At 34.3% G+C, this 14,675-nt stretch carries 13 protein-coding genes; 7 read left to right on the top strand and 6 right to left on the bottom strand.

Annotation, left to right across the window (positions count from 1 at the left end; translation table 11 throughout):
* The first annotated feature begins 179 nt into the window (after positions 1 to 179).
* Positions 180 to 1,382, top strand: a complete 1,203-nt coding sequence (locus tag NL281_RS05320; RefSeq protein WP_230440372.1) for a hypothetical protein — start codon at positions 180 to 182, stop codon at positions 1,380 to 1,382.
* Positions 1,327 to 2,436, top strand: a complete 1,110-nt coding sequence (locus NL281_RS05325) for a hypothetical protein (protein ID WP_253303078.1) — start codon at positions 1,327 to 1,329, stop codon at positions 2,434 to 2,436. Before NL281_RS05320 ends, NL281_RS05325 begins: the two co-directional genes overlap by 56 nt.
* Positions 2,437 to 2,553: 117 nt before the next feature.
* Here the strand turns inward: NL281_RS05325 and NL281_RS05330 are convergent, their stop codons facing one another.
* From NL281_RS05330 to NL281_RS05350, 5 genes are read right to left on the bottom strand one after another with little or no spacing between them, the layout of a single operon-like run.
* Positions 2,554 to 4,086, bottom strand: coding sequence for an AAA family ATPase (locus NL281_RS05330; RefSeq protein WP_019236437.1), 1,533 nt, complete (start codon positions 4,084 to 4,086; stop codon positions 2,554 to 2,556).
* Between the two features lie 36 nt (positions 4,087 to 4,122).
* On the bottom strand, positions 4,123 to 4,638 hold the full coding sequence (locus tag NL281_RS05335; RefSeq protein WP_026097204.1) for a hypothetical protein: 516 nt from the start codon (positions 4,636 to 4,638) through the stop codon (positions 4,123 to 4,125).
* Between the two features lie 32 nt (positions 4,639 to 4,670).
* Positions 4,671 to 5,477, bottom strand: coding sequence for an AAA family ATPase (locus tag NL281_RS05340; RefSeq protein WP_019236435.1), 807 nt, complete (start codon positions 5,475 to 5,477; stop codon positions 4,671 to 4,673).
* 22 nt (positions 5,478 to 5,499) lie between these two features.
* Positions 5,500 to 6,312, bottom strand: coding sequence for an ATP-binding protein (locus tag NL281_RS05345; RefSeq protein ID WP_019236434.1), 813 nt, complete (start codon positions 6,310 to 6,312; stop codon positions 5,500 to 5,502).
* A gap of 37 nt (positions 6,313 to 6,349) precedes the next feature.
* Positions 6,350 to 6,883, bottom strand: coding sequence for an RNA polymerase sigma factor (locus NL281_RS05350; protein WP_017532588.1), 534 nt, complete (start codon positions 6,881 to 6,883; stop codon positions 6,350 to 6,352).
* Positions 6,884 to 7,100: 217 nt separating this feature from the next.
* Between NL281_RS05350 and NL281_RS05355 the strand changes: the two genes are divergently transcribed.
* Positions 7,101 to 9,155 (top strand): AAA family ATPase, encoded by a 2,055-nt coding sequence (locus NL281_RS05355; protein ID WP_253303079.1) that lies wholly within the window; start codon positions 7,101 to 7,103, stop codon positions 9,153 to 9,155.
* Positions 9,156 to 10,179: 1,024 nt separating this feature from the next.
* Positions 10,180 to 10,317 carry a hypothetical protein gene (locus NL281_RS05360; RefSeq protein WP_019236431.1) on the top strand — a complete coding sequence of 46 codons (138 nt, stop codon included), beginning with the start codon at positions 10,180 to 10,182 and terminating at the stop codon, positions 10,315 to 10,317.
* A gap of 398 nt (positions 10,318 to 10,715) precedes the next feature.
* Here the strand turns inward: NL281_RS05360 and NL281_RS05365 are convergent, their stop codons facing one another.
* Positions 10,716 to 11,738: a virulence RhuM family protein gene (locus NL281_RS05365; protein ID WP_172758862.1), complete on the bottom strand. Its 1,023-nt coding sequence runs from the start codon at positions 11,736 to 11,738 to the stop codon at positions 10,716 to 10,718.
* A 634-nt stretch (positions 11,739 to 12,372) separates the two neighbouring features.
* Between NL281_RS05365 and NL281_RS05370 the strand changes: the two genes are divergently transcribed.
* The 3 genes from NL281_RS05370 (at position 12,373) to NL281_RS05380 (ending at position 14,657) form a co-directional block, all read left to right on the top strand.
* Positions 12,373 to 12,828, top strand: coding sequence for a crossover junction endodeoxyribonuclease RuvC (locus NL281_RS05370; protein WP_253303080.1), 456 nt, complete (start codon positions 12,373 to 12,375; stop codon positions 12,826 to 12,828).
* A 109-nt stretch (positions 12,829 to 12,937) separates the two neighbouring features.
* Positions 12,938 to 14,149, top strand: a complete 1,212-nt coding sequence (locus NL281_RS05375) for a DNA modification methylase (protein ID WP_253303081.1) — start codon at positions 12,938 to 12,940, stop codon at positions 14,147 to 14,149.
* A 28-nt stretch (positions 14,150 to 14,177) separates the two neighbouring features.
* A complete protein-coding gene (locus tag NL281_RS05380) occupies positions 14,178 to 14,657 on the top strand; it encodes a hypothetical protein (protein ID WP_253303082.1) in 480 nt (159 codons plus the stop codon).
* Positions 14,658 to 14,675 lie beyond the last annotated feature (18 nt).

Consider the following 14,675-nt stretch of genomic DNA (forward strand, 5'->3'; position numbering starts at 1 on the left):
TTCATTGTTGTATGTTTAAGTGAAAGAAAAATATTTTTATCGATTTGTTTTCTTAAATCTTTGTTATAATTTTTACCGTTGACTAGTTTTTGAATTATGTTAAATGTAGCGTATTATATTACACATAATATATGGTTAATCTTTATCCTAGTAGAGAATTCTGGGAGAGTAGTTTGGAAATGCCAGTAGATCATTGGCTGACTAGCTTTCAAGATGAAGAAATACGTAAAAATTGGCTTTATTCTCTTTCAGGTAGACAACTAAATGTTATTTTTCAGTATTCCTTTGCACATAAGCAAAATGGCCAATTGTTTGAATTTCAGAAGCATGATGATATTTCAGTTCAAGAACAACGCAAAATGCTTATAGGTTGCTCAGACTCTTTGTTCAACTATTATCTACTTAGCCACTTCAACCATTCTAAACTTGAGTCTGCTGTTGTTGAAGTAGCAAGGTCTGTTTTGGCTGAAGAGTTGATCGCAAACTTTTTATGTAAAAATAACAAACATGATAAAAAATCCTTAGTTTTTGCTTTATTCCATAGTGACCCAGAATTAATCAAATGTGTTTACCATTTTGATAAAGTACAAAAGAGAGGATTTTCATCTTTTACTTTACAGAACTCTCCAAGGCAGATGAAAACTCCATTTAAAAACTTTATATCAAAAGAAGTTACTTACCGATTACTAAAAGAATACGATGCTGAAAAAGATGATGGCTTTGAAACTCAACTACAAGGTTTTTTCTATCACCAAAATCGTATATATGTGTTTATACGTCGAGCTAGCGATAAGGACCTACTCTTCAATTCAAATCGTATTATCCATGGATATAGACCAAGTTGGATTATTCTGGATTTTTCACTTCATGGTAATCAAGTAAACCTGTGTGCTAAGGATTTTAATGAAAGCCTAAAAATAGCAAATAGCATCGTAAGTAATTATTTTGAATGTGAATGCTTATTTATCGACATGAAAGACCAGAATTGTACACTTCTTGTTGCAACATTCTTAAAATCTTCCATAGAAGGTACTGATCCTAATATTTGTCTATTTGAGGTAAAATTTCGTTCAACTCAGCTGAAAAAAGACACGTACTTAGTTGTAGTTACTAATCCAGTTAACTCAATTGCTAGGGAATTACAAATGCTAAAACTAACAATTGAGCAAGATAATTCACTTGTTGAATCTATTCGTATTGTATTTCTAGAAAAGAAAGTAACTCTGTTCTTTAAAAGAAATGAACATTATACTATTATTTATTACTCAGAGCACATACTTAATAAAAAAGAGCGTGAAGATTTTAAATCATTAATGAAAGAAACCTATGGACTTACAATCCTCCCAAAAGCAAGCTGTTGCAGATATTCTGAGATCTCATGACTCTTGGATTGATCCTAGTAAAGCTTATTTAGAAACTGCATTGTGGTTGTCTGACCTCAGCTTTATTAAGCTAAAAGAAGTTGATTTTATTATTTGTTCCCGCATAGAAGACCATCTAGATTGGCCTAATGTATTCTACCCAGATTGTAATAATGAAATTCCTATTAGTCGAGATTTTGATGAAGAGTGTGATGACATGATTTGTGAAGATTGTTGTCGCTACATTTTACCAAATACACATCAAAAACAACGATTTCACCTACTATCAACCAATCTTAACTTAGAAAAAATTGCAAGTTGGTTCGAGGATTTATTAAGCGGCTCAAGATTAATCTGGCGAAGAGCAGCAGAAGGAGTTTATCACATAAGCAGCCAAAGTAGTATAGTAAGCGTAATTATTCTTGACCTTTGCACTGATGCAGTACATTTAACCGTAGATAAACTGAGAATTCAGCCCACTATTCTAATTACCGTAAGAGAATATGTACCAAACTTGCCATTAGTTTTACCTATTGTAAAAATGTCTGATCTTTTTTGTGAGCATAAAACTTTAAATGAAATACTTTGTGGAGCAGCTATACCAGAATTAATTGCTAATGTCTCCACGCAAATATTTCCCATTATTTCACTAAAGGAAGTCAAACCTAAATCACCAAAAAAGGTTCTACAACTAAAGTTTTCACATGGTGTAGTTTACATTAATGATATTGAAGTAGTAAATAAACGAGCTACATTGTGTATTAGTATTTTTAGTGTTTTATTCAAACAATTCCTTAATGATTTTGAAAATGATGTACCGTTAGAGAAACATATGCCCCTTAGCATTGAAAAAATAGCAGACCGTTTAACTTTTCATTCAGAAATTACAGATTTAGAACAACAAATAAGATATCCTCTGAATAAAATGCAAAGAACGATAAAAGAAAAACTAGCCAATCAATTGGGATTAAGCATTAAACGTGATGATGTTATTCAAACCATTGGTTGGCCAGAATTAACTTGTAAAGAACACGGTTATCGTCTTAATCCCTTTACTCTTATGTTAAAAAGGTAAATTTCTGCTTCACCTCTTGTATTTCCTTATTCTCAGTTAAACACACAAATGTATCTGGTTCATTCATTACACCAAATTCCGAAAAACCTTCTTCTTTAAACCCTATTCTTTTGCATACTAAATACCGCAAACTTGTGAATACCAACTGCCATTAACCTTACTGATAAACTTTGTTGGCAAGGACTGACCATTTTTTGACTCAAACATTAACTGGCGAATATTTTCCTCTTCGATTGGTTTTAACATGAGCATACCAGAAGTATAAACATTTCTTAAACTGCTTGCACCACTTAAACTTTGAAAAGGATTTTCCTTAGGAAGCTTTTTATTAACATTGTGAGTTAAGATAACTCCTGCACTTGGATTAATTGTAGAACGTAACTTTTCGACTTTTTCCTGCAAAAAGGAATACATAACATTGTTGTCATTTTCATTTCTATAGTTAAAGACATTGCGTAAAGAGTCAATAACGATAACATCTACCTCTGCTGGGTTGAAAAATTGTTTCACGGTATTATAAACTTTACTCTCGTCAAGTAGTAAATTAGTATCAGATGTAATAGCAAAGTTATTGACAACTAAGTTCAAAAGTTTGCTGTCAATCTTAAGTTGTTGTAGTCTCTCACGCATATAGTGATAGCCAACATCAGTTTGTAGATAAAAGATTTTTAGAGGTTTTACTGGTACCATATCAAAAAATGGAACACCTGCTGACATATTAGCGAGCCAAGAAATCAAAAAATCAGTTTTTCCCACTTTAGGAGTACCACCAAATACTAATAATCCACCTGGTATTAAGATTCTTGGGGAAATTATATCTTTTGGTATTGGTGACTTATCGTTTAAATACTGCTTTACAGAAAAAGCTGAGATGTTTTCTTTAACTACTGGATTGGCTGATATTAACAGCCGGTTTATATCTATTTCTTCTGCAATAGCATCAAGAGCACTCCATCCACTCTTTTTACCTTCTGGAATGTTGAGAATAGAGCACTTTAGGTTACTCAGCTTATTAGCTATTTTTTCAGCATACTGCTTACCTACTTCATTATTGTCTGGCCAAATGATGATCTGCTTTCCATTAAGAGGTGAAAAGTCTGTCTGATCAATTGAGTCAAACATTACTGTTGTTGCTGTGATACCATGATTTGTTAATTTTTCAGCACATTTTTCGCCTTTTACTATAACTACTCTGTCTGATTTTATGATTTCAGGAATGTTGAAAAGTGGCTTTGAATTACTACTGCGCGTTTTAGTATTCCAAGCATAACAACTGTTATCATTATAAAGATAGACATAAATAATGTCTTTGCCGTTTTCATCACGGTAAATGAATCTTTCAGCATTGAGCCATTTTGATATTAAGCCAATAACGTCAAAAAGTTTAGTTTTACCAGTAACAAATGCCCAAAGACTGATGATATCTCCACTTTTACCGGTAACTAGGCTAGACCAATTTCCTGCCTTCATGTCGACTACGATTTGGTCCTTTTGTAGATCAGCAATACAAAACTTCTTTTTATAGAATCTTCCATTAGGAAAAAGATGAGAAATGCATGCTTTAATATTATGAAGTAGCAGTGATCTAATTCCTAAAACATCTTCAGAATCTTTCCACAAAAAGTTTTCTGTAATACTCCAAAAATCCATATATCCCCCATATTTATTTTTTTACTTTTAAATTTTTTAATTCCAATTAACTGTTGCCTTCATAAAACTCGCGTAACTACCATATTCTGGAGTAATCACTGAGATAATCTTATTTTTTTCACCATATCCACTAGTTTCTGTGCCAATCTTAACTAAACATTCCAGGCCATTTAGTTCTGAAATGGATTTAATTTTACGGGCAAGATTTGCTTCTTCTCGATCATCATGAGGATAGATATTGCGAGCTGACTCCAAAATACTCCTAATCATCGAACGACCCATTTCTCCCCAGACATCTTCTCCATTTTCGTTGAGTTTACTCCCTTGAATACCAAAGATTTGATAGATCTTACGTTTTGAGTATGGTCCTTCTACCACAGTAAATTCGAGATTTAAGTAAATGCTGCCAGTATTTTTACTTTTCGTCAGTAAGCCATTTGGTTCATAGCCTCCAGGACAAATTTTAACCAATACTTTTGCTATGGTACCCGCTGGTATTAAGCTACTCCTTGGTTTCGCAGTATTAAAATCAGTTAAAAAATCTGTTAGCATATTGTTCCCCATAAATTAAGTAAAAAAAAGAATCAGCTGCTCCATTGGTCTACAAGCTCCCAACGACCATTTATCTTATCGACAAGCTTGCTTGCCACACGTTCACCATTACGCAGTTCAAATACTATCTGACGTACAGTACTTTCTTCATCATGAGAAAACATCACCATGCCAGTACTATAAAATCCCCTCAAAGAACCAGCACCGCTTAAACCCTGAAATGGATCTTCTTCCAGCATCTTTTTCGATAATTTTTTTGTATGATGAGTGAGTACAATACAAGCATCTGGATTGACAGCACTGCGCAGCTTTTCAAGAGTCTTTTGCAGAAAAAACAGCATAGCACTATTATCATTTTCATTTCCATACTCGCTGCTAAAGATGTTACGTAATGGATCTATGGCCAAAACATCAGGTTTAAAGCGTTCATTCACAATTTCCTTAATTTCACTCATTTCATCATGATTAAATGATAAGTGCACCTTTGGCGTAATGATTAAGTTGTTAGCAGCTATATCCAAAAGTTCCTCATCAAGTTGAAGTTGTTGCAAACGTTCTTTCATATATTCATATTCAATTTCAGTTTGCATGTAGAAAATTTTCAAAGGTCTATTTGGTGTCATACCGAGAAATGATCTACCAGCAGCCATGTAAACAAGCCAAGAGATCAAAAAGTCGCTTTTGCCAATCTTAGGAGGGCCACCAAATACTAACAAACCTCTTTTAGTTAGAATTCTTGGTGAGATTATATCCTCTGGTATTGGCGTTTGATCATTCAAGTATTCTTTCACACTGAAAAAGGGAATTTTTTGACCGATATTGAAAAAGCTTTGTTCCATATTACTCCTTTTAAAATTAAATTTAGGCAACAGAAGCCAAGGTTTTGGCTTTAATTTTCGCAAGTAATTTACCCAAATGAGGTTCTTCAACCATATTCAGGCAGCCACTACGATCTTTAGCTGGATATCCCCAAGAGTTAATAGTCTGACAGACAAATGAGCGAACCTCTGTGCCATCATCTTTCTTGATTCCAACCATGCTAATTACTTCATCAACTATCCCAGGAATTTCACTAGCAGTTTTAGCTCCTTCACATTGAGGCAGCCATGTTGAACGATTGCAGTCATCAAGATATTGACCTAATGTGCCAACTATGATGATGTCTTTATCTCGAATATGTTGAAATTGATTGAGCCAAGCCATCATTTCTTGAGCAAGCATTCCGTAAGCAGCTCTCATGTCTTGCTTTCCACTTCTCTCAGAAAAAGCTTCCGGTTGCATTTTTGCCCATAATAGACATAAACGTGAAGCAACAGTTATACTATCTACAAAGATGCATCGGTATTTAGAAACTTCAGAAAGAAGATCTTTATACTTGCCAGATACATGTTCATGGTGTCTTTGGCTGTATGCTTGATCAGATTTTAGTGCAGGGTTTGGCCCACCAATAAGACAAGCAATATCTCTGGCCTCATTCCAAGTGCGCATCTCGATTGAATCTCCTTTCCAGTCTTGAACGGCAAGAAGTCCTGCTTCAAAATCAAGACAAAGTGTTGGTTCATTTATGGTCTTTAAGAGACTAGTTTTACCTATACCATAAGGACCAAAGATTACTATCTTTACACCTGTGACCATTTTTGTCCTTTCTTTGCTGTTTATTATTTTTAAAGTCATATATCATGGCCCTCCTATAAGAGTTATACTAGAACTGTTACTTGTTGTTTGATTTGCTAAAAAAAATTTTTATGTGCCGTCTTATTCGTTGCAAAGTGTTATAAACTGTTGTGCGTGGTATTCCATTTATTTCAGCTATTTCTGGAACGCTGAAAAATTCCAGTTGTCTGCATAGTACTTGCCATTCTTGGGGTAGTGTTGAGATAACATCGTTCATATCAATACGAGTTGTGATTTCAGTGATAAAATGACATCTATCATCAACTACTTCATGTAGATCATCAGGATCAACATAGAATATACCTTCTCTGCCACCGCGTTTTTTGCAGAGTTGCTTATTGATAAAATTAATAGCTCGACACTTAACAAGTTGACATACAAAGGTAGAAAAAGAGCTTCTACTTTCGTCATATTTCTCAATAGTAGGCCAAATCATACAGAAAAGTTCTTGCTCAATATCTTCAAGACTTTCATGAACAAAACACTTTAAATTCTTTATGCATTTTGCGTAATGTCTGACGTACTTAACAATTATGGGATCAATCCCCGAGTAAGAATTCTTTGATTTCATTGAAGCTCCTTGAATAACTAACTGTCAAGGATGACCTTTATAGACGGTTAATTGCAGGTTCGGGGAAATTTAAATAATTGCGGTGCAATTTTTAACCTATTGATATTCGCTTGCTTTTTTTTGAGAATAATTGCGGTAGCATTTAAAATAATGTCGATGTAAACATTAGCCTTCAAAACTTGAATAACTCTTATATAAGGTTATTTGTGGTTTTATTATGAATATCGATTCTAAATCTTTAAATGATAAAACAGAACTATTGCTTAACATAAGATCTTGCCTTTTCTACCTTTTGCCAAGAGGAACTTTTCGTGGTGATAAGTTTTACGTAGGTGATGTGCATGGTAACAAAGGAAAAAGTCTGGTAGTAGAATTAAGTGGCAGTAGAGCTGGGTTATGGAATGATTTTGCAACTGGAGAAGGTGGTGACATTATCGACCTTTGGGCAGCTGTGCATAGAAAGAATGCAAGGACAGAGTTTCCTGAGGTAATAGCTTCAATAAGTGAATGGCTCGGAAATAATAAAAAATACATCGAGAAACAATATGTTGATGAAGACTTCGAGAAATTTATTACCCACAGTTGGAATTATTATGATGAAAATGGCCAGGTAATTGTAAAAGTTTACCGTTCTGATCCTCCAGGAAAGAAAAAAGTATACAAGCCTTTTGATGTCAAACAATCTAAGTTTGCAGCACCAGAGATAAGGCCACTCTACAACATTCCAGAAATCTTAAAGTCTGATAAAGTTATTCTGGTTGAAGGAGAAAAATGTGCAGAAGCGCTGATAGAACAAGGAATTGTAGCTACAACAACAATGTCTGGAGCAAACGCAGATGTTGATAAAACAGACTGGTCGCCCCTAAAGGGTAAACATATTATTATATGGCCAGATAATGATGAAGCAGGTAATAAATACGCAAAAAATGCTGAAAAAAAGCTTTTAGAGATCGGAGTTGAATCACTTGTTATTCTTAATATTCCACAAAATAAAACAAAAGGCTGGGATGCTGCTGATTGTGTGTTAGAAGGAATAAGAGCTTCTGAGTTTATTGAAAGGAGGTTAAAGAAAAATGATAAACTCAATATTTTAGATTGGAATCTCAGCCGTTATTTAGGTGAAGTACCAACACAAAAGTTCCTAGTTGAAGGGTTATTTCCTTTAGGCGTTACTTCAATAGTAGCTGCTATGGGAGATACAGGCAAAGGAATGCTACTACTTGATTTAGCCCTCAAAGTTGCAAGTGATACAGATCAGATCTGTGGTTTTGGTTCGCTTGTAAAAGAGCACGGATCAGTGGTAATTTTTTCAGCAGAAGATGATGCAGATGAGATACATCGTCGCTTAGAACGTCTTGATCCTGAAGGTAATAGAGCAAAGTACCAGGATCGTGTATTTATTGTACCTATGCCAAACACAGGAGGACCATTTTCTATAATAAAAACCAATACGCGTGGTAAATGTCCTGAAACTTCAGAAAAATTTGAAGGTATTAGCGAACAATTAAATGCAATTGAAAATTTAAAACTGATTATTTTTGATCCATTAGTATCGTTTGTTCATGCTGATATAAATTCAGATCCAGAACTTGGGTGGTATTCAACAGGATTGCTTGCAAGTTTGGCAACTGAAACAGGAGCGACTGTAATTGCTGCACATCATATGAGAAAACCTAAATGTGGATCAATTACAACCGTAGAACAAGCAAGAGATGCAATAAGAGGTACAACTGCACTTGTTGATGGAGTTAGATGCTCTTTTGCATTATGGCCTGCACCAGTAGAGCATCAAAATTCAGTGTGTAATACACTAAAGCTTGAAAGAACTCATAGTAAAATTTATCAGGGAGCAGTGGTTAAGTCCAATGGGGCAGCAGACAGAAGTGTAAGAACTTATTCGCGTTCATCAACAGGCTTGCTAGAAGATATATCTGAACAAATTAATGCTATTAAGTCCTCTGATGAAGAGTTAAAAAATATACTTATTCACTACATTAAACTTTCAGCCCACGAAGGCCATCCATTTACGCATACAGGTGGTCCTGGAGTTTTCAAGCAACGGCATAAATTACCACCCATGTTTCATAATGCTAGCAGACATAAACTTGAACGTTTAGTACAGAGTTTGCTAAATGAAAATAAGATAGTAAAAGGTATGGCTGCAGATTCAAAAGAAGATAAGTGGCTTGATGTTCCAACTGGTCCTTTTGCAAGAGGTGAAGGTAAATTTAAGCTGGGTGCAGGGAAATTCAAAGTTGCTAATAGTCTTTAAAAACAGTTTATACCAATATTCGTTATTGGGAAAACAAATGGGACGCGTTATAAATTTGCTTAATTCCCCAATTATAGGCAAAAAGAGCTCTTTTGCATTTGTTTCATTACTAACGGGACTTGGTATTACAGCCATCAGCATAAATCTGCTATAATAAAAGGTTAATTACAAACTTGAAAAAACTTTTATTAAAAAAATGGGTCATACAAAAAGCATTTAAGCCAAACTGGGAATACAAATTTCGCAACTATAGGCAAGCTTGATGTATTTCATTACTTTGGCTAGGCCGATCTGAGTTTTATAGTTTCCGTGATTTCCGGCAAAATTTCAAAATAAGGAAACAGAAATATAATACACCTAAACCATTGAAATTCAGTATTTTTATCCATTTAATATCTATAAGACTTTATCTTTCCATTTCCAAAAGACTTAATGAATCAGATCGCCCTAAAACCCGCTACAGTAGCTAGCTTTCCACTTTCCGAAAATCTTATATATTATTATAATATGTAAATAACACTATACATATATATATACTAATAACAAATAATAATAAACAATATGAAAATATAATGAGGTTAACTAGAATTAAAGTAATGCTTAGGGAGTGAAGAAAAAAGAAGTTAGGGGAACTGGAAAGGTCTTAAAATATTCATAAATACAAGAAATAGCTTTTAATGCGGATTTAAAACGATTCTATGACTTTGGGGTACAATTATACCACCAAGACCTAAGTTGCTTACGTAGAATAGCTTAAAACTCAATTACAAGGGACTTCTAAATTATTTTCTACTTTAAATTTTTACTTGTTATAAAAAAACTTCATTTTAGTTTATCACGTCTTTTATTCGTTGTAAAATATTTTTTCAAACAGGCAAAGTAGTCGTCAACTGATGTTTGAATTACGTATGCTATTCCATCAAAATATAAATCAATAACTGCTGGCATATCAGAGGCTTATAAATATGGTCATAAGTTAGATGCAGAACGTTCTCGTAGACATTTTTACACTTGTGTTGAAGGTATGGAAGAGAAAGTTACAAACCAACTAAATAAGGATATTACAGTGTATGAAAAGATTTTACCAACCGATTACAAATCGCCAGAATATGGAAGTATTGTGCCAGTTGAAGATTCAAACATTTGGCTTTACTATAATTAGATCTCAGCTACAATACCAGACTCCAGAGTCTTGGCAGAATCTGGTGCAGTTTATGAGATCTGGTACTTTCTGCTAGCAAAAAAATGATGTATTTTCAATAGTTTAAGGGTTGACAGATTTCTGAGCTGCAATCTGGTTTAGGTGGCAAAAAACTTAGGAATATTGAGGGGTTTTGACCAGTTTTCAGTCTCTAAAGTTTTCTATTATTATATAATAATAAGTAGTATGAATTAACATATACTACTTTCATCTTACTACTCAGAAAACTTAACTTCTGCAAAAAGGTAAAAGCCACTACAATTAAGTTTCAAAGCGATTATACAACCCACCAACAAGATAGCTTAAAACTCAATTAAAAGGCATTTCTAAATTGTTTTTTACTTTTATGAAATTTAGCTCTAAGTTTTTACACTTTTTTGATCAAGACTTTTCTTTTCTTCCACCAATTTATCAAAGTCTGACTTATATGACTTATCCTGTGTTTTTCTAAATACCTCATATTCTTTTGTAGCTAGGGCAATTGCTACTTCATGAGAGGTTTTGCCATAATTCTGTAATATATCTTGCTCATTAAATCTTAAAAATGCATCGAGTTTCTCTTTCCAATCCTTCATATACATTACTTTACCCCTGGCAGCTTGAAACTCTGCGTAATCTATATACATATTTACTATTCTGTTTAGCTGAGCAATTTCATTTTTATCTAAATAGTTTTTTGCTACTTGCGTGTCAGAAAGAAAGATTTTTCCCTTAGGCCCCTTACGCCAATTTGTTAATCCCATATTAGGTTTACTTCTATCCACTCTGTTAGCAATAATTTCTGCTGCTGTATTTCCAGTAATAGCAAAATGCAATTTATTCTGCACTATAGCAAAGAAATTTTTTGTTTCAGTTGAACAGCTTGCATAGTCTACTGAAGTTGCATAAATGTCTGTGATTTTCTGATAAGCCATACGCTCACTTGCACGAATTTCTCTAATTTCTTCAAGCAACTCATCAAAAAACCGAGTGTCAAATCTAGAGCCATTTTTAAATCTATTGCTATCAATCACGAAACCTTTGAAAATATACTTCTTTAGCTTATCAGTTGCCCATGTGCGAAAAGCAGCACCACGCTCTGAATTGACACGATAACCAACTGATATCACAGCCTCTAAATTGTAGAAAACCACATCACGTTTTACTTCTCTTTCTCCCTCTTTTTGAACTATCGAGGATTCCTCGGTAGTTGAGTTTTTATCTAGTTCTTTACATAGATAAATGTTTTTTAGGTGCAATGAAATATTATCAGTTGAACAGCCAAATAACTCAGCCATATGTTTCTGAGTAAGCCATAGATTTTCATTTTCAAATCTAACTTCAATACATACCTTTCCATCATCTGTTTCATAGAATAAAATTTCATTATGATTCCTGTTCATACACTTCCTTTAACACCCTTTGAAAAGCAAATAAAAAGTACTACTAATGATTAGATTGATATAAATAAACTTACAGGTAAGTTTAACACCGTTTTTATTCATTGTAAAGAAAAAATTTGTATGAAGGAGAAAACTCACTTTGCAACAGCTTTCATAAGTTCCTTGTATCTCTCATCTTTTTTTATTGAGTGTTCCCAGAAAACCTTTAAATTAGCTGATAGCAAGAGAAACAAAGTGTTTGCTAAGTTGCGTAATTGAGAAGAAATAACTTAACTCAAACAAAAAAAATTTAGTGCAAATCAAATTTCCAACCTCATTTCTAGTATATATCTGTTAAGAGGTAGTTGAAAGAGCTACTATAACGTAGACAACCTTAATCCATATACTTCTTATACCAATATTCGTTATTGGGAAGACAAATGGAACACGTTATAAATTTGCTTAATTCCCCAGTTATAGGCAAAAAGAGCTCTTTTTCATTTGTTTTATTACTAACGGGACTTGGTATTAGGAGTAGCACATGATTCTCGAATTTCCGTTGTTGGCCAACAAAAAAACTATAAACCGCTTTTTGATAGTACGTTCGAGGAACCAGACGATATTTTGGAATCAGTGCTACTTATAGTTTTAAATAATGTCAATCCTAACACTGGACCTCGGTAAACAGACAGGCTGGGCAATTCTAACAGATGGAGTAATTGAAAGTGGGAGCAAAAGTTTTCATGGTAGCCGTTTTAGCGGAGGTGGCATGTGCTTCTTGAATTTTCGTAATTGGCTTAATTCTTTGAAGGACATTTCTGCAGTGTATTTTGAGGAAGTAAGAAGACACTTAGGAACTGATGCCGCTCATTGCTACGGTGGTTTTCTTGCCGTTCTATCTGCTTGGTGTGAAGAGAACAATATTCCCTACCAAGGTGTTAATGTTAAAACTATCAAACGCTTTATAGCAGGCAAAGGCAATGCAAGTAAGAGTGAAGTTATTGAAGCGATACGTGAAAAAAGTTTTTTACCTAGAGATGATAATGAGGCCGATGCTTTGGCATTAATGTTCTATATTAGTAAAGATATTAATAAGATGAAAAATCCATAAAAAGTGGGTCCTTTCGGCCATAATGGCGGGTTTGGTGGGTCAGACCCCAGGCCTTCTTTAGCGTCAGAGATATTTTGAATATTAACTTTTTAATTAGTACAGTAATTATATGAATTTAGCAATCCACTATTATCCTACTCAAAATCTGGTCGAATATGAGCGTAATCCACGTAAAAATGATGACGTAGTAAATAGAATGTGTGCTTCAATCAGGGAATTTGGCTTTCGTATACCAATAGTTGCAAAAAGCGATGGCACTGTGGTTGATGGTCATTTAAGACTTAAAGCAGCAAGAAAACTTGGTATGGAGAGCATTCCTGTTGTTTTAAGTGATAATTTAAATGAACCACAAACTAAAGCTTTTCGGTTACTGGCAAATCAATCAGCTAACTGGGCAAAATGGGACGATGATCTTTTGAAGGTGGAAATTCAAGAATTAGAAGATTTGCAGTTTGATCTTAAAATGACTGGATTTGAGCTAGAAAAAGTTCAAAACTTTCTTGATGATTTAGATGGTGAAGAAGAAGATCTTTCTGACTTAGTTGTTGATGACAAAAAGGTAGAAATAACAAAGCCAGGTGATCTTTGGATTTTAGGTGATCATAGAATCTATTGTGGTGATAGCTCTGTAGTTGAATCATATAAAGCGCTGTTAGATGATAAAATGGCAGACATTACTGTTTGTGATCCTCCATATAACGTTGATTATGGTAATAGCCAAGACAAAAAGATATTAAATGATAATCAAGGTGAAAAGTACGAACTTTTTCTCTACGACATCTGTTCCCATATTTTAGCATATACGAAAGGTGCAATTTACATCTGCATATCATCATCAGAGTTTTCAACGTTGCAAAAAGCATTTGAGGAAGCGGGAGGGAAATGGTCAACATTTATCATTTGGGCAAAGAATCACTTTACGCTAGGAAGATCAGATTATCAAAGACAATACGAAGCAATGCTCTATGGATGGAAAAGCGGCAATAAACGTGAGTGGCATGGGGGTAGAAATCAAAGTGATCTGTGGTTTTATGATAAGCCAACACATAACTCATTACATCCAACAATGAAGCCAGTAGAGCTAATGGAGAGAGCAATAGTAAACAGCAGCAGATCAGGAGACATAGTACTTGATCCATTTAGCGGTTCTGGAAGTACACTGATTGCATGTGAGAGAACAGGAAGAATTTGCAGGACAATAGAGTTAGATTCAAAATTTGTAGATGTAACCATAAAACGTTGGCAAATATATACCGGAAGAGATGCCCTTTTAGCCAGTACTGGTAAAACTTTTGCAGAAATTCAAGAAGAAAATTCGTAAAAAGGAGCAAAAAAAGTGGAGGAAAAGAGTGGAAAAAATCACGCAGACGGAATGGGCAAGAGAGATAGGAGTATCAAAGCAATATGTCTGTTATTTAGTAAAGAAAGGAATAGTTGAGTTGGAGGATGGTTTGGTAAATAGAGAACAAGCAAATGAAGCGGTGGCAGCAATAAGAGATCCAAGTCAGCCACTGAGGAGGAAAAATCCAGAAAGTACAAGTAACCTTTCTACGATGTTGCTAAAAACTAGAATAAAAAATGAAATGGAACGAGGTAAACTGCTTGAGGCAAAGGCAAAAGCTGAGATTGGTGAACTTGTAGCAGTAGAGGAGGTAAAAAACGAAGCATTTAATGTAGCAAGAGTTGTCCGTAATAATTTGCTTAATATTCCAAATAGAGTTTCAGCACTGCTTGCATCACTAAGTGACACTGAAAAGATTCATAAGACGCTCACTGAAGAGATTACAAACTCACTTGAAGAATTATCTAATACTAAATTTCAAATATAAGAAAGATTTTGAATATAA

Source organism: Wolbachia endosymbiont of Phyllotreta cruciferae, from assembly GCF_918697765.1.
Classification (GTDB): domain Bacteria; phylum Pseudomonadota; class Alphaproteobacteria; order Rickettsiales; family Anaplasmataceae; genus Wolbachia; species Wolbachia pipientis.